The sequence below is a fragment of the Virgibacillus sp. LDC1 genome, assembly GCF_025792345.1.
GTDB lineage: Bacteria > Bacillota > Bacilli > Paenibacillales > Paenibacillaceae > Paenibacillus_AQ > Paenibacillus_AQ lautus.
The window spans coordinates 2,941,658-2,961,916 of the sequence record NZ_JAOXLZ010000001.1; the positions used below are offsets into that span (position 1 = coordinate 2,941,658).

The following is a 20,259-nucleotide window of genomic DNA, read 5'->3' on the forward strand; positions in this document are numbered from 1 at the left end:
TACGAAGTTAGGGGATTGGCTCCCTTAACTGATTCGATTCTGCTGTTGTTGGTATTGCTCCATGGACATCAGCACTTCCCGCGGTTTGCTTCCCTCATAGGGTCCGATAACCCCGCGTGCCTCCATGGAATCAATGAGACGCGCTGCACGGGTATAACCTACCCGCATTCTCCGCTGCAGCAGCGATACGGACGCTTGCTTGGCTTCCAATACGATGGTCACCGCCTGCTCATACAGCTCATCCAATTCTTCTTCATCTGAATTCGAAGATTCCTCAATTTCAGGCACCAACGACTCATCATACTCCGCTTGCCCTTGATCCCGGACAAAATCCACGATGTTCTCGACTTCATGATCACTCATGAAGGCTCCCTGCACCCGGATCGGCTTGGAGGAGCCCATCGGCATAAACAGCATATCCCCGCGGCCGAGCAGCTTCTCAGCGCCCGCCATATCCAGAATCGTTCGGGAATCGACCTGCGAAGACACGCCAAAGGCGATACGCGACGGGATGTTTGCTTTAATGACCCCGGTAATAACGTCGACCGACGGACGCTGCGTCGCGATGATCAAGTGGATCCCGGCAGCACGGGCCATTTGGGCCAGCCGCGTAATCGCGTCTTCCACATCGTTGGCTGCAACCATCATCAAATCGGCCAACTCGTCCACGATAACGACGATATAAGGCAATACTGCAGGCAAATTATCCTTCATCAGATTGTTGTAGCCCTCAATATTTCGCGTCCCGGATTTGGAGAACAGCTCATACCGTTTCTCCATCTCTACTACGATTTTCTTAAGTGCCAAGGATGCCCGTTTCGGATCGGTTACCACCGGTGCCATCAAATGCGGAATCCCGTTGTAGACATTAAGCTCAACCATCTTCGGATCGACCATCAGGAACTTAACCTCATCCGGCTTGGCTTTATACAAAATGCTGGTAATAATGCCGTTGATACATACGGATTTACCCGAACCCGTTGCACCTGCAACAAGAAGATGGGGCATGCGTGCCAAATTACCGACAATCGTCTGACCTGAAATATCACGGCCAAATGCAATCGACAGCTTCGATTCCGATTCCTGGAACGTTGGCGTCTCCATAACCTCTCTCATCGTAACAAGTGAAACTTCGTTGTTCGGCACTTCGATCCCGATGGCTGATTTGCCGGGAATCGGCGCTTCCATCCGAATATCCTTGGCCGCAAGCGCGAGTGCAATATCATCGGTCAAATTGACAATCCGGCTAACCTTAACCCCGATGTCCGGCTGAATTTCATAGCGGGTGACCGACGGCCCCCGGACAACCTCCAGCACCTTGGCTCGAACGCCGAAACTTTCCAGCGTCGCCTCCAGCTTACGGGCTACCTGCATATAATCGTTCTGGTCTCCACCCTTGCCGCCATTGTTCGGTTTGGACAGCAGCCGGAATGGAGGCAGCTTATACGGCTTGGGAGGCGGAGCGGGAGGCGCTGCCGGTGCCGTTCCCTCTTGCGCCCCATCTTCCATAATGGCTGCATTCGACTCGCCATTCGACGTCTCAGGATCTCCCATGGGCTCCGGACTCGCTGCCGTGTTCCCCAGAGGTTCCTCTTGTGCCGAAGGTATCATCGCTTCGTGATCGTCGTACTCGTCATCCAGACGCCCTTCTTGTTTCACTTGCTCAAAGAAATCGCGAATAATCGGCGATGAAGGCACAGATTCTGCTGCAGGAGAGATAATCTCCGCTTCCTCCTCCGGTTGAACCGGACTGTTGAACAAGACGACCTCCTCTTTCTCCTTAGCACCATGCCCGTTACCAACCGTAAATACCGGAGATGCCTCATCCGCATCATCCCGGGCCTCTTCCACTGCTTCGTCCCGCTTGTTGCCTTTGGAACCGAACAGCTGGAAGAATTGCGGCGCTTTGCGGCGCGGCAGCCTCATGCCCTCCATATCATCCAGATCATCATCCTCATCCAGATCCTCCGGCAGCTGCATGCGTTGTTCCTTCGCGCTTGATTTCGCCGCCGCTTTGGATTTCGTCTGCTGGCTGTTAACTTTTTTCTGAATCCGTTCTCCGGCCTTCACAACCCTTACGCGGAACATCCGCATTAAATCAACATAGGACAGGTTGGTAATCAGCATGAAGCTGATCACTAGCATGACAATCATAATCAACTTTGCCCCGATGCTGCCGAACAGCATTAACAGAAAGGCAAACTGCAGCGCTCCAACGTAACCGCCGCTGATGTCTCTACCCATGACGGGATGATGTCCATCATCTGCGCCGGCATGAAGGAGCTCGCCTTGCAAATCACTATGTATCTGGCTCATCGCATTTGACGCATTCAATTGTCCAATCGGGGCCAGCTTCGACTCCAAACCTGCAATACTGCTCATTAAGGTGAGCGATAATACCAAGAGAAGGACACCGGTGCGTCTGCTGTTCCACCGTTTGGGCCATTTCCGGTGAATCATCACCATTAACCCGTAATAGATGCCGATTAGGGGGATGATAAAATAATACTTGCCCAGCAGATATCCAGACATCTTGGACAGGGAACGCCCCACCGGTGCTTCTCCGGATAATGCGATGACCGAAAGTGTCATCAATACAATCCCATAAATTTCATACTTCAATACGGCTGCAAAGGCTGCCTTCTTCTTTCTTTTCCGCTTTGCCAAAAGTGTCACCCCCGAATCCATATTATAGCATAATATTCGGTGGCGTACCTATGTTCTGTTTTCAGCCTTTAGCCTCATTTTCTACCGTCGGAATATAGCGAATTATTGCCCCCGGAGCGTAGCGTGGATTCAAGTAATCTTGAAGCCCGCAGTCCAATAAACGGACAATTTTCGCCTGATCCTCTGCCATGGGTTCAACTTCCATCAGTATTCCTTCCACCCGAACTTCCCTGGACGTAACGGCTGCCTGCTCCCCTTGCAGCATCCCGATCGGATCCAATGGCATGACGCTGTACCATATCATTGCGTAATCCCCCCGGGGCTTATCGTTTTACGTTCTGCAATCATGCTGTTCAACCGGCTTAATGCCTGCCCGATTCCCCCCACTTCGTTCATCAGGCCATATTTTACGGCGTCCGTACCCGAAACCGCGGTGCCGATATCCCTGTTCAATTCACCGGTTTTGAACATCAGATCCTTAAACTGTTCCTCCGTGATCCTCGAATGGCTCGTCACAAAGCGCACGACGCGTTCCTGCATTTTCTCCATGTATTCAAAGGTCTGCGGCACGCCAATGACTAACCCGCTCATACGTATCGGGTGAATGGTCATCGTCGCGCTCTCCGCGATGATCGAGTGGTCTGCTGCTACAGCGATAGGGACGCCGATACTGTGCCCCCCTCCAATGACAACCGTTACGGTCGGTTTGCTGAGCGATGCAATCATCTCGGCAATGGCAAGTCCGGCTTCGACGTCACCGCCAACGGTATTGAGGATGATCAAGAGCCCTTCGATCCGCGGATTTTGTTCAGCTGCCACAAGCTGTGGAATCATATGCTCGTATTTGGTGGTTTTGTTTTGCGGTGGAAGCACGAGATGTCCCTCGATTTGTCCAATGATCGTCATGCAAAAAACGTTGGATTCCCCGCCGCTCGGCAGTCCCGTCTGTCCCAGCTGCTGTATGGTTTCCGTTACGGCTGCTTTCTTGCCTTCCTCGGTGGGGAGAACCGGAGGCGCTTCCGTCTCACCAGTCCATCCTGCTTTTCTGTTGCCGGTAGTCCATTGATCGTTGTCCACTGCGCATCCCTGCCTTTATCTTAATGTCTAGCTGCTGCAACCAACACATAGCTAACCCTTAGTATGGCAAATGACGGGACTATTTTATGCTTATCGGGTGCATTCAGCAAGAGATCGTAATTGCAGCAGCCACAAAAAAAACTCCTGCCGAAATGACTCGGGAGAAGTTTTGGGATCAACCTATAAAAAGCCCCTCTTTCGCGGGAACCGTCCAATTATTACCTGCGAAAAAGGGGCGACTGTGTGCCTGATTTATTTTGTTATCTTGTATCAGACTTCCATAATGATCGGCAAGATCATCGGTCTGCGACGTGTTTGTTCATACAAGAAGCGTCCCAATGCGTCTTTTACACTGGTTTTCAGTGACGCCCATTCATTCACGTTTTCACTCATCAGCTTCTGAAGCGTGCTGGAAACGATACGATTGGCTTCATCCAGAAGCCCTTCGGATTCCCGTACGTATACGAATCCACGCGAAATAATATCAGGACCGGATACGATGGAACCGTTTTGCTTGCTCAAGGTAACAACAACGACCAGAATTCCGTCCTGGGACAGAAGCTTGCGATCGCGGAGTACGATGTTTCCTACGTCACCAACGCCAAGTCCGTCAATCAGAACATTGCCAGCGGTTACTTTGCCGGCTTTGCGGGCAGAGCCGCCTTGAATTTCCACGATTTCACCGATATCTGTAATAAAAATGTTATCCGGATCAACACCAACGGACTCTGCAAGCAGAGCGTGACGGCGCTGCATCCGGTATTCACCATGGACAGGGATGAAAAATTGCGGTTTCATCAGATTCAGCATCAGCTTGAGTTCTTCTTGGCTGCCGTGACCCGATACGTGGACACCCGAATTGGATCCGCTATAAATCACGTCTGCTCCAAGACGGAACAACTCATCAATTGTACGTCCCACATATTTTTCATTGCCTGGAACCGGTGTCGCTGCAATGATGACCGTATCCCCTGGCAGAATGTCCACCTTGCGGTGAGTAGAACGCGCCATGCGTGTGAGCGCTGACATCGGCTCTCCCTGACTGCCTGTACACAATACGACAACGCGGTCGGCTGCCATTTTGTTAACCTCTTCAGGTTCGATCAGCATGCCGTCCGGAATGTGCAAGTATCCAAGCTCAGCGGCAATGGACACCACGTTGACCATGCTTCTTCCGATAACCGTTATTTTGCGGCCAGTGGATTCGGCTGCGTTGACAACCTGTTGAATGCGGTGCACATTGGATGCAAACGTTGCAACAACAACCCGCTGCTCGGCCTTACGGAAAATATCTTCCAGCACGATACCCACGTTTTTCTCGGAAGGCGTGAAGCCTGGTCTCTCTGCGTTCGTACTATCTGACAGAAGAGCCAATACTCCCTTGCTTCCGATCTCAGCCATACGCTGCAGATCCGCATACTGGTCATTTACCGGAGTATGGTCGAACTTAAAATCCCCCGTATGCACAACATTGCCTTCCGGTGTTTCGATACAGATCCCTACGGAATCCGGAATACTGTGATTGGTCTTGAAGAAGGTCGCTTTCAATGTGTTTCCGAGTTGTACTTCCGAATCCGCATGGATCAGAATCCGTTTCGTCTCACCAAGCAAATTCGCTTCTCTGAGCTTGTTTTCCACCAATCCGAGCGTCAATTTCGTTCCGTATACAGGAACATTCAAGTGTTTCAATACGTATGGGAGGCCGCCGATATGGTCCTCGTGACCGTGAGTCAGCAAAATCCCTCTCACTTTGTCGCGATTCTCCGTTAAATAGCTAATATCAGGAATAACAATATCAATCCCAAGCATATCTTCTTCTGGGAACTTCAATCCCGCATCCACGACAACGATGTCATTGGCATATTGAATGACATACATGTTCTTCCCGATCTCACCGACGCCGCCCAAGGCAAAAATCGATAGTTTATCGTTGCTTATTTTCTTAGACAAATGTATCTAACCCTCCTATAGTTTTGGACGTCGTACCATTGTTATATTAAATTTCAAAAAAATACCGCACCCAGTCACTTGAATTCATTATACATGATGAAAAAGTGAAAACACAAGTCAACCACCTTCGTGAGCCATAGGATACCCAGAAACAGAAGGGTTTAAAACGAAGAAAGCCACTGCCTTCATTGAAGGCAATGGCTTGGATATGGTAGGTGTGCAGGTTACAAGGAAGACAGCATCTTACGGATAAATGCAGCCTCATTCTCACTAGGAGAAACAAGCGGCAGACGAACGCCGCCGACCTGATAGCCCCGCTCAATCAAAGCGAATTTAACTGCCGCCGGGTTCGGAAGCGGGTCAGGACATTCAAACAGGCCCTTAAACAGCGGGAACAAGGATTGATGCAGCTTGGCGGCTTCCTTCACGTTTCCTTCCACATAGGCTTGGATCATATCCTTCATGCGGGCCCCAGCGATATGACTGGCCACGCTTACGATTCCGTAAGCACCTACGGCCAGAGCAGGAAGTGCCGCGGAATCGTCGCCGGAATAAACGATGAACCCTTCCGGAGCTCCTGCGGCAATGCCGGTGACCTGGTCAATCGAAGCACATTCCTTGGTCGCAACGATGTTCGTTATTTGAGCCAGACGCAAGGTTGTGGCCGTGCTTAGGCTGATGCCCGTCCGTCCAGGCACATTGTACAGCATGACAGGCAAGGAAGTGGCCTCAGCGACCGCCTTAAAGTGCTGGTAGAGCCCTTCCTGGTTCGGCTTATTGTAGTATGGAGCGACAAGCAGAATACCGTCGACGCCGCAGCTTTCCGCTTTTTTCGTCAATTCTGCAGAATGTGCCGTATCGTTGCTGCCTGTACCTGCGATGATCTTGCTCCGTCCACCTGCCTGCTTCACTGCGAACTTAAACAGTTCAAGCTTCTCGTTTTCGCTAAGCGTTGGCGATTCGCCCGTCGTTCCTGCAATGACCAGGGAGTCCGACTTTTGTTCCACAATCAGGTGCTCGATCAATCTCGCAGTCTCGTCCCAATTGATCTCACCATTCTGATCAAATGGGGTTACCATAGCCGTAATCAATCTTCCGAAATCCACAATGATTCCTCCTTAAAGCTGTCCCAAACGGGCAAGCTTCCTTCGTAAGTAATCTTATATATAGTATTTCCTATCAAACGTTTAACGAACAGATTCATCTTATGTGCTTATCGGTGAAGTTCGAATTTGTGATGCAAAGCACGCAGCGCTTGAGCCATATCTTCCTTCTTCACAAGCACCCAGATCGTTGTGTTCGAATCTGCCGATTGCAGAATCGGGATATCGTGCTCGCTCAACGATTCCACGATTTTGGCCATGATCCCCGGAACCCCGTTGATCCCGCCGCCAATGACGGACACCTTCGCACAACCGGACAAGCTTTTTGGTTTCAAATCCAGGCTCTGCAGCACTTCAATCGCCTTCTCCGAATCGCTGTCAAACACCGTATAAAGGACTCCTGTAGGGGTAACATTAATAAAGTCCACGCTGATGGAATGTTCCGCCATCGATTTGAAAACCTTCAGTTGAAGACCTTCCGTGCGATCGCACTCCACTGAGATTTGCGTAATATTGCTTACATAAGCAACTCCCGTCACAAAGCGGTCCACGATTCCGGATTGTATATCTCTGAAACCTTCCGGCTGGGTAACCAGTGTTCCCTCATTATCCGAGAAGGTTGACCGCACTCTGACCGGAATTTGGGATTGCATGGCAATCTCAACTGCTCTAGGATGAATAACCTTGGCACCTTGATGAGCCATATTGCAAATCTCCGTATAGCTTACATAGCTGAGCGGCTTCGCATCCTCGACGATGCGGGGATCCGCCGTAAGGATGCCGTTGACATCCGTGTAGATATCAACCATTTCAGCCCGAAGCGCGGCTCCAAGTGCTGTAGCCGAGGTGTCGCTTCCGCCCCTGCCCAGCGTCGTAAAGTCACCCGAATCGGTCTGCCCCTGGAAACCGGTCACGATAACAACCTGATAAGACTCCAACTCTTTCAAAACCCGTTCAGGTTTTACGTCCTTAATGCGTGCATTTCCGAAGTGATCGTCTGTAAGAAATCCGGCTTGGGCACCCGTCAACACCGTCGCAGTTATGCCTTCATGCTGAAGCAGGCTGCACAGCGTTGTGGCTGAGATAATCTCACCGCAGCAGAGCAGCAAATCCCGCTCTCTGTCAGGAAGCGCGTTTCCGTTATGACCGATCCAGTCCAGGAGAGTATCTGTTGCGTAAGGCTCCCCGCGGCGTCCCATAGCCGATACAACCACAACCAATTGGTAGTGATTAGCCAGTTCGCGCTGGATGTGTCCAATAACATGGGTTCTTGCTTGCGGTGATGATAATGAGGTGCCGCCGAATTTTTGAACTAAGATGCGCATAAAATATTCCTCCGTTTATATATGCCCAGGAGACGTAAATTTCGGGCCGACCGACTGAAACGGCCGGCTACTAAGCCTGGCCGTTCCGTTTGTTGACGATGATTTCCGCGATTTGCACGGCATTCCATGCAGCACCCTTCAGAAGATTATCTGAAACGATCCACATGTTAAGTCCACGCTTATGTCCCAGATCGCGGCGAAGCCTTCCTACGAATACATCCGGTTTCCCCACGGCATCCGTAGCAAGCGGATACGATTGTGCCGATGGATCGTCAACCAGCGTAACACCGGGTGCATTCGACAGAAGCCGATGAACTTCTTCCAGATCATAGTCATTCTTGAATTCAACGTACACGGATTCCGAATGCCCGCTAACGACCGGGATACGTACACAAGTAGCCGTCACTTCGATGGATTCGTCGCCCATAATTTTTTTGGTCTCGCGGACCATCTTCATTTCTTCCAAGGTATAACCATTCTCTGTAAATTTATCGATCTGCGGAATCGCGTTAAAGGCGATTTGATGCTTCACAGGCAGCGATCCAACAGGTAAAATGTCAGGCTGCACCTTTTGGCCGTCAAGAATCTCCTTGCTCTGGCGCAGCATTTCATCAATGGCTTGATGTCCGGCGCCAGAAACGGCTTGATAGGTTGAAACGATAATGCGGGATATGCCGTATGCGTCATGAAGCGGCTTCAACGCGGCTACCATCTGAATCGTCGAGCAATTCGGATTCGCAATAATACCGTTATGTTCATCAATCTTCTCGGCGTTTACCTCCGGCACGACCAGCACTTTATCCGGATCCATGCGGAAAGCGTTGGTGTTATCGATGCATACCGCTCCATGGCGTACCGCATGTGGCGCCAGTGCCTTACTTACATCGCCGCCCGCACTGAACAGCGCAATATCGATTCCCGCAAAACTGTCAGGGGTTGCTTCTTCCACAAGGATCGCTTGGCCGTTGAAGTTCAATACTTTACCGGCGGATCTTACAGAGGACAACAGCTTTAACTCCGCAATCGGAAAATGACGCGACTCCAACAGCTTGAGAATCTGTTGCCCGACTGCACCGGTTGCTCCAACAACGGCCACATTATAATGATGCTCAGTCATCTGGCTAAACTCCCCTTCATGAATGGAACTGCGGCTGTCACTTTTCTATGTTGCCCTTGTTGTTCAAAAGGCTTAATCGCGGTTAATGCGAATATTCAACGATCATCGGCTGCAGCTGTTTCCCTTCCAGTGCCGCATAACAGGCTTCCGGAATCAAATTCATTTTGGCGACAAGCGAGTTCGGCTTCTGCTGTGGATTATCCTGTCCGTACGGGACAAAATATATGTTTTTTGTTACAAGCAGCTTAGCGATATTCGCCGCATTCAGTCCAAGGCCATCATTCGTTGAAATTGCCAGAACCAGCGGTCTGCAATTTCTCATCTGCGCCTTGGCTGCCATTAAAACAGGGCTGTCAGTCATCGCATTGGCCAGCTTGCTGGTCGTGTTTCCCGTGCATGGGGCGATAACCAGAACGTCAAGAAGCTTGGATGGACCTAGTGGTTCCGCCTCCACAATTGTAGAAATAATATCATTCCCGGTTATATCTTTCAACTGTTTCTGCCAATTCTCCGATGTGCCGAATCGGGTATCGGTTGTCATGATGGTGCTGGACACAATCGGCACCACGTTCGCTCCACCATCTTTGAACCGCTGGATCTGCGGCATCACTTCTTCAAGCGTGCAGTGCGATCCTGTCAGGGCATAACCCACTGTTATTCCATTCCAATTCATCTACGCATCCCCCCGAATCTTGATTTCTTCAGAAATCAGCTCCACCAGCGTGTTGGCCATAATGATGCCGGCTGTTTTAGGAGCCACGATTCCGGGTAGTCCGGGTGCGAGCATAGCTTTGATACCCCGTTTTTCGGCATAGCGAAAATCGCATCCGCCGGGTGCAGAGGCAAGGTCGATGATGACAGCCTCCCGAGGCATTTTCGAGATGATTTGTGCTGTGACTATCATAGTAGGAATCGTGTTAAAAAGCAAGTCAATATCCGACACATAAGAGCTCAGATCCCTTACCAGGAAGGGCTTCCAGCCCATTTCCTCAGCTCTGGCATAGTGTTCCGATTTGCGTACGCCCATCCGAATTTTGGCACCCAGGCCTTGCAGGCTGCGTGCCATTGTGAACCCTGTCCGTCCCATGCCAAGCACCATGCTAGTTGATCCGTGAATCGTAAAATCCGTGTTTTGGATCGCCATCATCAGTGCCCCTTCCGCTGTCGGAATGGAATTATAGATGGCTACATCGTCCCTCTCCAAAATCTCTACCAGCTTGATCTTATATTTGTCGCATAGCGAGCGTAAATAGGGTTTCGCCATGCCTGTATAGATCACTCCATGTCCGGGCATCGCTGCGATATGTTCCTCCTGCAGTCGCAATGGCCCTTCTGAGAACAGCGCGCTGACACGTCCCTCATCATCACATCCCACGACAGGCAGGATCAGAGCATCGGCATTTGATAACAGCTCTGGCGTGAGCGGCTCGCGAGTCACTCCCTGAAAAGAATCCTGCAGCTTCTCAAACCCGGCGATCATGACGGAGGCATCCATCTCAGCGCATTTTCTTATGACCTCAATTTGCCTTGCGTCTCCTCCAACAAAGACGGTCCGGACTCCAGTCAGCATGGAAGGCCTCGCTCCTTTCTTCTAACCAATGTATAAACCATCTTATGCCGCCGCCTATATGGTGGTGAGCGCATTTCAATTAAACTACCGCCTTAACGCAATAAATACCGCTATAAACGACGAGGCCGGGACCGAATCCATTTCGCATGATGGCTAATGTAAAAAAAACACCGCCCGGCATAAGCCGGAGCGGTGTGCGTGGTAAAACCATGATGATAATACCCCTTAATTGTACATGATACGGTTTACTTGCCGGTGTGACCGAATCCGCCTGCACCCCGTACGGTGCCCGACAACTCATCAACTTCCATGAATTCTACGGCAGGGACGGTTTTAAACACCATCTGGGCGATGCGTTCATTACGCTCAATTGCAAACGGTTCTTGTCCCAAATTCACCAGCAGCACCTTTACTTCCCCGCGATAATCAGCATCAATCGTACCCGGAGAATTCAGGCAGGTAATGCCATGCTTGTAGGCCAGTCCGCTGCGCGGACGGATTTGAGCTTCAAGCTCGGCCGGCATGGCAATCGCAAAACCGGTCGGGATTAGTTTGCGCTCACCGGGGTTCAATACCACCGGCTCGTGAACCGCCGCATGCAGATCAAAACCTGCGGCTAGTTCGGACATTTTTACGGGAAGTTTCACATCTTCATTACCTGGCAATCTATTGATTTGAACGTAGTGCAACAAATTCATTCCTCCTAAGTACATTCAGTGCTTTATCTGAAGTTCCTACCATCGCTAGTGCATATGGAGTCCCAAACATACGGTCAAGAACCGCGTCGACATCCTTCATCTCCACCTGTTCAATCCGCTTAATGATTTCATCCAGGCTGAAATGGCGACCCAGCATCAGTTCGTTCTTACCCAAGCGATTCATGCGGCTGCTCGTGCTCTCCAAACTCAGGATGAGACTGCCCTTCAGTTGTTCCTTCCCTTTGCGCAGCTCTTCCTCCGTCATCCCGTTCTGTGCCAGATCTTGCAGCATTTCCGTGGTCAGCTGAAGGACTTCCTTTGTCTGCTTGGGCGCTGTGCCTGCATAAATGGTGAACATCCCGTTATCTGCGTGCGAACTATGATAGGAGTATACCGAATAAGCCAATCCGCGTTTCTCCCGGATTTCCTGAAACAAGCGTGAACTCATGCCGCCGCCAATGGCATTATTCAACAATACCATTGCATACTGAAGCTCGTCTCCGATGGAGCAGCCGGGAAACGACATGCAGATATGATTCTGCTCTGTTTTCTTCTTACGGAATTGAACACCGTCCAAAAAGGCGGGCACGTCTAGCAGCTCGGAGCTGCCGTGATTGGAAAAGCTGCCAAAATGACGTTCTAACAGCTCGATCACTTCATCATTAATGTTGCCTGCCAAGGCAATCACCGTGTTCTCAATGGTATAGTGTTTGTCCATGTAAGCTCTCAGCGCTTGCGAATCCATCGATTCAAGCCGTTCCTTCGTGCCGAGAATCGGATAAGCCAGCGGATGATCGCCGTACGCCGATAACGACATCAGGTCATGAACCAGATCATCCGGCGTATCCTCATACATCGCGATCTCTTCCAGAATGACATTCTTCTCCTTGGCTAACTCGCCCGCATCCAGCTTCGAGTTGAAGAACATGTCGGACAATACGTCAACCGCAATCGGAAAATGCTCATCCAGCACCTTTGCGTAATAACACGTATATTCCTTGGACGTAAAAGCGTTGACGTTTCCGCCGATAGCATCAAATTCTTCAGCAATGGCACGGGCGTCAAAGCGCTCCGTCCCTTTGAACATCATGTGCTCTATAAAATGCGTAATCCCGTTGATGTCCTCCGATTCATTGCGGGATCCGGTCTTTACCCAAATACCGAATGAAACCGAACGACTTGTCGGGATTTGCTCCATAACCACTCTCAGGCCGTTAGACAATTGTATTTTTTTCACGAGGGCCCCCCTAACTGTTCCATCCAGGATCACTTTAGCTGATTACCAGCCTCATGCCATCCATTCATTCTATCAAACTTTACCATACGGCTCAACTTCCCTTCGGCATGATTCGCTCAGGAGAAAGCGTCTGGCTGACGGTTCCAATTTCCAGCCCTTTGGCCCGTATTCCGTCAATCATTCCCTTTAATGCTTGGGACGAGGAATCGGTGGGGTGCATCAAAATTAGGAAACCCGGCTCCACCTTCGTAGAGATCTTCTGTACGACTGCATCCGGTGCAGGATGCTTCCAATCCACCGTATCGAGCGTCCATAGGACCGTCTTCAATCCCCTTGCCTGGGCGATGGATACGGTCTGCTGATTAAAATCACCGGAAGGCGGCGCAAACCATTTGTTCTCTACCCCGAGGCTTTCTTTAAGCAGCTCCTGCGTCTTCGCAATTTCCAGCTCCGCCCGATCCCTGCTGAGACGACTCATATTCGGATGCGTATAGGCATGATTCTCCACCTCATGACCTCGTTTCAGAATTTCACCGGCCAGCTCCGGGTTCTTCTTCAGCCAGCTCCCATCCAGGAAAAAGGTCGTCTTCACATTCTCCGCATCCAGCGTGTCCAGCATCGGCACCAGAAATTCATTCCCCCAGGCCACGTTAATCATCAGCGACACCATTGGCTTGTTGGGGTTGCCCCGATAGATCGGTTGGTCTCCAAGATCATGAAGCGTCACTTTGGCCGGAATTTGCCGGTATACATAAGGGATGGCCTCTCCGGCTTTTCGCTTTTTCGACGATGCTGCTTGGTATGTAGCTTCAATATCGATTTCGAGTCCATTATAACCGGGAATCGCCTTCCACACGGAGTCCACCCTGGCATCCACCGGCTCAATGCGTGATTTTGCCGCGGCGGCTTCGATTTGACTCAATAAATCCAGGTCTACTGCCGTCTCTGAACCGCTAACGAGTTGCCCCTCGGGTTTAATCTGCAGTCCCGAAACATATCCCCAGGCCCCGCTGAACACAGCAACAGCCGACACCATTGCGGCACCGGTTAGCAGCACAACCATCTTTTTTCCATTCATGGGCATATCCACCCTCCCCTTGAGAAGCTTTGTCCCATTTTATGTAGGTTCAGGAGGAAATATGTGCCGCAAAGTGGGCTTACGCTGTGAAGCCTGTTTCAGATGCTTGTCCAAGAGCTTACGAATCCCATGAGCCGTAATGATTAAAAAAAGAGCCAGAATGATAGGTTCTGCCTCTTTTTGCTTCTATCTATATGCTGTTAAACAAACAAAGCGCGGATTAAGATCCGCTCTTGTTTGTTTCCGCAGTCAAAACCGCTTTGCGAGACAGGTTAATCCGTCCCTGCTGGTCGATTTCGGTAACCTTCACGGTAATGACGTCACCGATGGCAACCACGTCCTCTACCTTCGCTACGCGCTCAGTTGAGAGCTGGGAGATATGAACAAGCCCGTCTTTGTTAGGCAGGATTTCAACGAACGCGCCGAATTTCTCAATTCGTTTTACAGTACCTGTATAGATTTCGCCAACAGCTACCTCACGCACGATGCCTTCGATAATCGAAAGAGCCTTTTTGTTCATCTCATCGTTGGAAGAGGCAATAAACACGCGGCCGTCTTGTTCGATATCGATCTTCACGCCGGTTTCTTCGATGATTTTGTTGATGATCTTGCCGCCGGCGCCGATCACGTCGCGAATTTTGTCCGGATTGATCTGCATCGTAATAATCTTAGGCGCATATTGGGACAACGTTTCTCTTGGCTTTTGAATGGCTTCTGCCATTTTTCCAAGGATATGCATGCGTCCTTCTTTTGCCTGCTGCAGGGCTTCCTGCAAAATCGCGCGGTCGATACCGTCAATCTTGATATCCATTTGAATGGCGGTAACTCCGTCAGGTGTCCCTGCAACCTTGAAGTCCATGTCGCCGAGATGGTCTTCCATCCCTTGAATATCCGTCAAGATGGAAACATGATCTCCGTCTTTAATCAAGCCCATCGCTACGCCGGCTACAGGTGCTTTAATCGGTACCCCTGCATCCATCATAGCAAGTGTGCTTGCACAAATACTTGCTTGGGAGGTCGAACCGTTCGATTCAATAACTTCAGATACGAGACGAATCGTGTACGGGAATTCCACTTCATTCGGAATGACCTTCGACAACGCACGTTCACCGAGTGCACCATGACCAATTTCACGACGGCCCGGAGCGCGAAGCGGACGTGCTTCCCCTACGCTGAACGGCGGGAAGTTGTAATGGTGCATGAAACGCTTGGTCTCTTCCAGATCGATTCCATCGAGAATCTGTACATCACCTAGAGCACCGAGTGTACACACGCTAAGAGCCTGGGTTTGTCCACGTGTAAACAGACCGGAACCATGCGTTCTAGGCAGCAGGCTGGTATCGCAATCGATAGGACGGATCTCAGACAGACCACGACCGTCCGGACGAACCTTGTCATGCGTGATCAAACGTCGAACTTCTTCCTTCACGATATCGTGAAGCACTTCTTTAACATCCTTCAACAACTCAGGTGTCTCGATATACTTCTCTTCAAATACGGTATATGCTTCATCATTGATAGCGTCAATCGCATCCTGGCGGGCATGCTTCTCCTCAATGCGAACAGCTTCAACAAGACGAGCTTCGGCAAAATCACGCACTTCACGATTCACCGTTTCATTGACCGCATGAAGTTTAACCGCCATTTTCTCTTTACCGCAAGCGGCCACGAGTTCTTCGATCTTGGCTACGATTTTCTTGATTTCCTCATGCCCGAACATGATGGCTTCCAGCATGACTTCCTCAGGAACTTCGTTTGCTTCAGCTTCAACCATCATGATTGCATCTTTGGTACCTGAAACAACAAGATAGATGTCACTTGCTTCCTGCTGCGCAATATCCGGATTCACCACAAAATTGCCATCAACACGCCCTACGGCTACGCCGCCGATCGGGCCGTTAAAAGGCACGTCCGAGATGCTCAAGGCAGCGGAAGTACCGATCATTGCCGCGATTTCCGGCTCGCAATCCTGATCGACGCTCATGACGAGATTCAGAACCTGTACATCATTACGGAATCCTTCTGGGAACAACGGACGAATCGGACGGTCTGTCAGACGGCTGGCAAGAATCGCTTTCTCGCTTGGTCTGCCTTCGCGTTTGATGAATCCACCCGGAATTTTACCGACTGCGTACAAACGCTCCTCGTAGTTGACCGTCAATGGAAAGAAATCCAAATCCTTCGGTTCACTGGAAGCTGTCACTGTACACAGGACTGCCGTTTCGCCGTAACGAACCATCACAGCCGCATTTGCCTGCTTCGCAAGGCGCCCTGTTTCGAACACGAGGGGTCTTCCGCCAAGCTGCATTTCAACACGTGTTTCCATGTAATCCCTCCTCATGGGGATAAATTTTTTTTGAAATCTTCTACCATCAGCATGTCTTTTGCAAAACGCTGTCCACATTTCCTAACCAGAGCCATCCAAACGGTCGAAATCGCAAACCTATGTACAGGAACAACCCGAACCGTATAGAACATTCTCCGTATAGATTGCCCCTGGTTATACTAATTAAGCGAAAATTAGCGAACAGACCACGCCTACAATCTATAAAGAATCTATATTAAGATAACCCCACAAAGTGGAGTTTAGGCTATGAAGCGTACGCAGTACTTTGTGGGGAAGCTCGAAAACGGTAAATTGTACAATACTTAGAAAAGAGCCCGGCTGTGCCGCTGTCGTTCCAAGAAGGACAGTGGACAACCAGGCTGTTTTCGGCACATCTTATGGATGATTAGCGACGCAATCCAAGCTTCTCGATCAAAGCACTGTAACGTTTAACATCCTTGTTTTTCAAGTATGCAAGCAACTTACGGCGTTGGCCGACCATTTTCAACAGTCCGCGACGGGAATGATGATCCTTCTTGTGTGTACGCAAGTGGTCAGTCAAGTTCGTAATGTTTTCCGTTAGGATAGCGATTTGCACCTCTGGAGATCCTGTATCGGACTCATGAGTTTTGTGCTCGTCAATCAGTTGTTGTTTACGTTCTTGAGTTAATGCCATCCTGTTCACCTCCCTCATTATAATCGCCGTTGGCCCAGGTACCGACGGTGAGATCGAACATCCAAGCCAAGGTTAGAATTGCCCAATCTTCGGGCAACCTCTAAGAGTATAGCATACTTTACCTGAAAAAGAAAATCCGTTTGCGGACAATTTGTCCCAAAACGTTTATTCACTGACTTTCAAAATTTTGCGGGCCTCGACGGCATCTCGCTGAATCCATTCAACAAGTTCCTGAACCGATTCGAATTTATGCTCCTTGCGGATATATTGAACGATATCCACCGTCATGATCTGATCATACAGATCCCCTTCAAAATCAAACAAATGCACCTCAAAGATAGGCTCTGTGATCCCTTCATGGAACGTTGGCTTCACGCCGATGTTCATCACGCCCGGAATCCAATTGTGATGCTGATCCGTCCGTGCCCGAACGGCATAGACACCTAGTGCCGGTACCACGAACGGATCCGTCAATTCCAGGTTAGCGGTAGGAAAACCGATCTTCCTCCCCCGCTTCTCCCCATGAATGACCGTGCCGCGGATATGGTAATTCCGTCCGAGCCAGCGGTTTGCATCCGACAGCTGTCCTGTTTTCAAGGCAATTCGTATGGAGGAACTCCCTACCTTCTCGCCATCGACCAAGAACGGCGGAACCGTAACGACAGACATCCTGCCTTCACCAAGTTCCTGAAGTTTGACAGCATCACCGGCGCCTTTATGGCCGAACCGGAAATCAAATCCGACAACCGCCGTTTGAAGATTCAAGGGAAACAGCATCTCATCAACAAACGTTTCCGGACTCACCTGGGAGAACTCTTTATTAAACTCGACAACGTACAAAATATCGATGCCCATCTCCTCAAGCAGCTGCTGCTTGTCAGGCTGAGGTGTCAGATAACCCTCATAGCTCCCTTTACCAATCACGTCTTTCGGATGAGGATAAAAGGTAATGAGTGCGGCCGGCACTCCATTCTCCCGCGCGATATTGACAGCCGTTGAAAGCACGCTGGCATGTCCCAGGTGAAGACCGTCGAACTGGCCGATTGCAGCTACCTTCGGCTCGGCAGCTTCTCGTACGATATCGGAAGATACAGGATAAGATAAAGAAACAACCCTCATAAAATACTCACCTCCACTCACTAAATCCAGTCGTGCTTAGGAAAATACTTTCACAGGAACGATAGCCCCTGTCTCCTCTTGCCGCTTATAGATTCCCAGAAAGTTTTCCTTTATATCATACAAGCGAATAGGCTCCGAGCTGTCAACAGGCGGTTCCACCGCTCTTGAGGACAAGCGCTGTCCCTGCAGGGCAGCATCCGTTTTCTCTTCAGAAACCGTATGCTTCGGCAGATAATCAATCGCTTGATCCACGGGAATAAGCCGGGTGTGCAGCGTTTCATCCTTCATGAACTGCTCAATTTGCTCCAGGGTTAAGCACTGCTCCTCTGAGATTCCCGCCGATACCGTGCGTACCAGCTTAACCATGACAGATGGCACGCCGAGCTTCCTCCCGATATCCACACAAAGCGTGCGGATGTATGTACCTTTGGAGCACAATACCCGAAAAGAAATTTCCGTATAATCCCCTTCAGCATCAAAATCCGTCATCTCGATTTCATGGATCGTTACGGTCCGGCTCTTGCGTTCCACTGTTTTACCTTCTCTGGCAAGCTCGTATAACCGTTTACCATTGATTTTAACAGCGGAAAACATGGGTGGGATCTGAGAGATCTGGCCTGTAAAAGATTGAAGCGCTTCAAGCGCCTCCTCCCTGGTCACACGAACTTCATCTGCCGTCTCCACCACACTCCCGGTAATATCCTCGGTATCCGTCGAATATCCGAGGCGTAGGACCGCATGATACTCTTTAGGCAGTTCCTGCAGGTATTCCACAACTCGGGTAGCTCTCCCCAGGCATAACGGCAGCACGCCCGTGACTTCGGGGTCCAGCGTACCCGTATGTCCGATTCGCTTCAAACGAACCATTCCCCGAACCTTCGCTACCACGTCGTGGGATGTCCAGCCTGCTGGTTTGTGAACGGCCAAGATGCCTTCTAATTGCGTCATAGCTTTAATCTCACCTGCTCTACTACTTTAGGGATGATGTCGTGCAGTGAGCCTTCAATGCTGCAACCGGCTGCCCGAACATGGCCGCCTCCTCCAAATATCTGGGCTAATGCCGCAACATCCACTTTTCCGGCTGAACGCAAACTCGCCTTAACCATTCCGGACTTCAGCGACTTGAACAGAATCCCGACTTCAACTCCCTGAATGTTTCGGGGGTAATTGACTATCCCTTCCAGATCCTCGCTCACGGCGCCGCATGATTCCATAAACTCAGGCGTTACGTATACCCAGGCTATTTTACCGTCATCCGACACGCTTAACGTATTTAACGCCTGAACCAGCACCTTCATCTGTGGAAGCGTCATTTCCTCTAGTAACGTTTCCGCAATTTCGGGTCCGTTCACGCCGTAGGACAACAAATTGGAAGCGATGCTCATGACCTTGGGCGATGTATTCGAATAACGAAAACCGCCGGTATCCGTTAGCAACCCCGTATAAATCGCCGTTGCAATTTCGGCATCCCAGTTCACTTCAAACAAATTCAGCAAATCATAAAGGATTTCTGCGGTTGCTGCCGCTTCCGGCACGACCAGGTTGACGGCTCCATATCGATCATTCGTTGGATGATGATCAATATTAACGATGCTTGCATGATCGGCAAATACCTGCTTCGTATAGCCTACTCTAGCAAAATCTGCACAATCGACACAAATGACGTGTGAGAACGTTCTTCCTGGCTGCTGTTCAGACAGATTGAGAATGTCTTCTGCATGCCACAACATTTTCATGCGTTTTGGAATGGGCCCTTCATTAATCATCGTGAATTTCTTGCCCAGACATGAGAGAAGCCAGCCCACCGCAAGGGTGGAACTGACTGCATCTCCATCGGGCTGAACATGCGACACAACCAAATAATCATCGTGCTCCAGCAGGAATGATTTCACCTGCTGCAGCTCTTGTTCATAGGTCTGCATTCGCCCTCTCCTTTATAAAAACGAACTACTCTATTTCTCTTCGCGATCCACGATTTCGGTCAGCAGCTTCTCGATATGGCTGCCATACGCAATGGAATCATCGAATTTGAAGATCAGCTCCGGCACATGCCGGAGTCGAATCCGCTTGCCCAGCTCGGAGCGGAGAAAGCCGCTTGCCTTATCCAACCCTTTCAAGGAGGCTGCCTTCTGCTCGTCGTCGCCGAGCACACTCAGGTATACCTTCGCTTGAGACAGGTCATTTGTAACGTCAACACCGGTCACTGTAATGAAACCGATTCTTGGGTCTTTCATCTCCGATTGGATCAGTTGGCTGAGCTCTTTTTTAATCTGCTCGCCTACGCGCCCAGTTCTGATTTTTGCCATGGTCTGATCA

The 20,259-nt window shown here is 50.2% G+C and carries 19 protein-coding genes; all 19 read right to left on the bottom strand.

From position 1 onward, the window contains the following. Nucleotides 1-24: 24 nt before the first annotated feature. On the bottom strand, nt 25-2,688 hold the full coding sequence (locus OHJ21_RS13040; protein WP_207797475.1) for an FtsK/SpoIIIE family DNA translocase: 2,664 nt from the start codon (nt 2,686-2,688) through the stop codon (nt 25-27). Nucleotides 2,689-2,728: 40 nt separating this feature from the next. Continuing rightward, nucleotides 2,729-2,971 (bottom strand): YlzJ-like family protein, encoded by a 243-nt coding sequence (locus OHJ21_RS13045; RefSeq protein ID WP_100538027.1) that lies wholly within the window; start codon nt 2,969-2,971, stop codon nt 2,729-2,731. Further along, nucleotides 2,968-3,744: a ClpP family protease gene (locus OHJ21_RS13050; RefSeq protein ID WP_100538028.1), complete on the bottom strand. Its 777-nt coding sequence runs from the start codon at nt 3,742-3,744 to the stop codon at nt 2,968-2,970. Before OHJ21_RS13050 ends, OHJ21_RS13045 begins: the two co-directional genes overlap by 4 nt. Before the next feature lie 270 nt (nt 3,745-4,014). Beyond that, complete coding sequence (locus tag OHJ21_RS13055; RefSeq protein WP_100538029.1) at nt 4,015-5,694, bottom strand: ribonuclease J; 1,680 nt, start codon at nt 5,692-5,694, stop codon at nt 4,015-4,017. Between the two features lie 224 nt (nt 5,695-5,918). Beyond that, nucleotides 5,919-6,800 carry a 4-hydroxy-tetrahydrodipicolinate synthase gene (gene dapA / locus OHJ21_RS13060; RefSeq protein WP_100538030.1) on the bottom strand — a complete coding sequence of 294 codons (882 nt, stop codon included), beginning with the start codon at nt 6,798-6,800 and terminating at the stop codon, nt 5,919-5,921. A gap of 107 nt (nt 6,801-6,907) precedes the next feature. Further along, nucleotides 6,908-8,122 (bottom strand): aspartate kinase, encoded by a 1,215-nt coding sequence (dapG, locus tag OHJ21_RS13065; protein WP_100538031.1) that lies wholly within the window; start codon nt 8,120-8,122, stop codon nt 6,908-6,910. A gap of 70 nt (nt 8,123-8,192) precedes the next feature. Further along, nucleotides 8,193-9,239: an aspartate-semialdehyde dehydrogenase gene (locus OHJ21_RS13070; protein ID WP_100538032.1), complete on the bottom strand. Its 1,047-nt coding sequence runs from the start codon at nt 9,237-9,239 to the stop codon at nt 8,193-8,195. A gap of 82 nt (nt 9,240-9,321) precedes the next feature. After that, complete coding sequence (locus OHJ21_RS13075; protein WP_100538033.1) at nt 9,322-9,912, bottom strand: dipicolinate synthase subunit B; 591 nt, start codon at nt 9,910-9,912, stop codon at nt 9,322-9,324. After that, a complete protein-coding gene (dpsA, locus tag OHJ21_RS13080) occupies nt 9,913-10,809 on the bottom strand; it encodes a dipicolinate synthase subunit DpsA (RefSeq protein WP_098746977.1) in 897 nt (298 codons plus the stop codon). 79 nt (nt 10,810-10,888) lie between these two features. After that, a complete protein-coding gene (locus tag OHJ21_RS13085; RefSeq protein ID WP_486020237.1) occupies nt 10,889-11,020 on the bottom strand; it encodes a hypothetical protein in 132 nt (43 codons plus the stop codon). A gap of 34 nt (nt 11,021-11,054) precedes the next feature. After that, nucleotides 11,055-11,501: a dUTP diphosphatase gene (gene dut / locus OHJ21_RS13090; RefSeq protein ID WP_207797476.1), complete on the bottom strand. Its 447-nt coding sequence runs from the start codon at nt 11,499-11,501 to the stop codon at nt 11,055-11,057. Continuing rightward, nucleotides 11,476-12,744 carry a M16 family metallopeptidase gene (locus OHJ21_RS13095; protein WP_100538034.1) on the bottom strand — a complete coding sequence of 423 codons (1,269 nt, stop codon included), beginning with the start codon at nt 12,742-12,744 and terminating at the stop codon, nt 11,476-11,478. Before OHJ21_RS13095 ends, dut begins: the two co-directional genes overlap by 26 nt. 91 nt (nt 12,745-12,835) lie before the next feature. Further along, complete coding sequence (locus OHJ21_RS13100) at nt 12,836-13,828, bottom strand: polysaccharide deacetylase family protein (RefSeq protein WP_100538035.1); 993 nt, start codon at nt 13,826-13,828, stop codon at nt 12,836-12,838. A 214-nt stretch (nt 13,829-14,042) separates the two neighbouring features. After that, nucleotides 14,043-16,148: a polyribonucleotide nucleotidyltransferase gene (gene pnp, locus OHJ21_RS13105; protein ID WP_100538036.1), complete on the bottom strand. Its 2,106-nt coding sequence runs from the start codon at nt 16,146-16,148 to the stop codon at nt 14,043-14,045. Nucleotides 16,149-16,554: 406 nt separating this feature from the next. Then, the gene (rpsO, locus tag OHJ21_RS13110; RefSeq protein WP_006211281.1) at nt 16,555-16,824 is read right to left on the bottom strand and encodes a 30S ribosomal protein S15; all 270 of its coding nucleotides are present in this window, start codon (nt 16,822-16,824) and stop codon (nt 16,555-16,557) included. Nucleotides 16,825-16,989: 165 nt separating this feature from the next. Next, nucleotides 16,990-17,943: a bifunctional riboflavin kinase/FAD synthetase gene (locus OHJ21_RS13115; RefSeq protein WP_486020239.1), complete on the bottom strand. Its 954-nt coding sequence runs from the start codon at nt 17,941-17,943 to the stop codon at nt 16,990-16,992. Between the two features lie 36 nt (nt 17,944-17,979). Continuing rightward, complete coding sequence (gene truB / locus OHJ21_RS13120) at nt 17,980-18,891, bottom strand: tRNA pseudouridine(55) synthase TruB (RefSeq protein WP_326112978.1); 912 nt, start codon at nt 18,889-18,891, stop codon at nt 17,980-17,982. Beyond that, on the bottom strand, nt 18,888-19,865 hold the full coding sequence (locus tag OHJ21_RS13125; protein ID WP_100538039.1) for a DHH family phosphoesterase: 978 nt from the start codon (nt 19,863-19,865) through the stop codon (nt 18,888-18,890). Before OHJ21_RS13125 ends, truB begins: the two co-directional genes overlap by 4 nt. A gap of 30 nt (nt 19,866-19,895) precedes the next feature. Continuing rightward, complete coding sequence (rbfA, locus tag OHJ21_RS13130; RefSeq protein WP_486020240.1) at nt 19,896-20,249, bottom strand: 30S ribosome-binding factor RbfA; 354 nt, start codon at nt 20,247-20,249, stop codon at nt 19,896-19,898. Nucleotides 20,250-20,259 lie beyond the last annotated feature (10 nt).

Coding starts and splice junctions, on each gene's coding strand:
- truB (WP_326112978.1), bottom strand. CDS start 18,891: ATGACGCAATTAGAAGGCATCTTGGCCGTTCACAAACCAGCAGGCTGG.
- pnp (WP_100538036.1), bottom strand. CDS start 16,148: ATGGAAACACGTGTTGAAATGCAGCTTGGCGGAAGACCCCTCGTGTTC.
- OHJ21_RS13075 (WP_100538033.1), bottom strand. CDS start 9,912: ATGAATTGGAATGGAATAACAGTGGGTTATGCCCTGACAGGATCGCAC.
- rpsO (WP_006211281.1), bottom strand. CDS start 16,824: ATGGCATTAACTCAAGAACGTAAACAACAACTGATTGACGAGCACAAA.
- dpsA (WP_098746977.1), bottom strand. CDS start 10,809: ATGCTGACTGGAGTCCGGACCGTCTTTGTTGGAGGAGACGCAAGGCAA.
- OHJ21_RS13070 (WP_100538032.1), bottom strand. CDS start 9,239: ATGACTGAGCATCATTATAATGTGGCCGTTGTTGGAGCAACCGGTGCA.
- dapG (WP_100538031.1), bottom strand. CDS start 8,122: ATGCGCATCTTAGTTCAAAAATTCGGCGGCACCTCATTATCATCACCG.
- rbfA (WP_486020240.1), bottom strand. CDS start 20,249: ATGGCAAAAATCAGAACTGGGCGCGTAGGCGAGCAGATTAAAAAAGAG.
- OHJ21_RS13085 (WP_486020237.1), bottom strand. CDS start 11,020: ATGGTTTTACCACGCACACCGCTCCGGCTTATGCCGGGCGGTGTTTTT.
- OHJ21_RS13045 (WP_100538027.1), bottom strand. CDS start 2,971: ATGATATGGTACAGCGTCATGCCATTGGATCCGATCGGGATGCTGCAA.
- OHJ21_RS13040 (WP_207797475.1), bottom strand. CDS start 2,688: ATGGATTCGGGGGTGACACTTTTGGCAAAGCGGAAAAGAAAGAAGAAG.
- OHJ21_RS13125 (WP_100538039.1), bottom strand. CDS start 19,865: ATGCAGACCTATGAACAAGAGCTGCAGCAGGTGAAATCATTCCTGCTG.
- OHJ21_RS13100 (WP_100538035.1), bottom strand. CDS start 13,828: ATGCCCATGAATGGAAAAAAGATGGTTGTGCTGCTAACCGGTGCCGCA.
- OHJ21_RS13115 (WP_486020239.1), bottom strand. CDS start 17,943: ATGAGGGTTGTTTCTTTATCTTATCCTGTATCTTCCGATATCGTACGA.